The 217-nt window shown below is 33.2% G+C and carries 1 protein-coding gene; it reads left to right on the top strand.

The features are described 5' to 3' along the window. The coding region (locus MRS74_RS24390; protein ID WP_254582759.1) for a DHHA1 domain-containing protein at positions 1 to 217 on the top strand (217 nt) is incomplete at both ends.

Genomic DNA, 217 nt, shown 5'->3' with positions numbered 1-217 from the left:
TCAATTTGTAAATACTATAGCTGATATTCAAGGTTTGAAAATTTGGATGTTTGGTGTAGATGAAGGAGACCAAATTAGATGTCGAATTCGTTCAAAGGGTAAAATCATTATTAATGATGTAGCAAATGATTTTGGTGGTGGTGGACATCCGAATGCTTCAGGTGTCTCTGTATATAGTTGGACTGAATTTGATAATCTAGCTAATGCATTAAAACAA

The organism is Marinobacterium sedimentorum (assembly GCF_024267675.1).
Taxonomy (GTDB): domain Bacteria; phylum Pseudomonadota; class Gammaproteobacteria; order Pseudomonadales; family Balneatricaceae; genus Marinobacterium_A; species Marinobacterium_A sedimentorum.
This window is presented reverse-complemented; position numbering and strand designations above follow the sequence as displayed.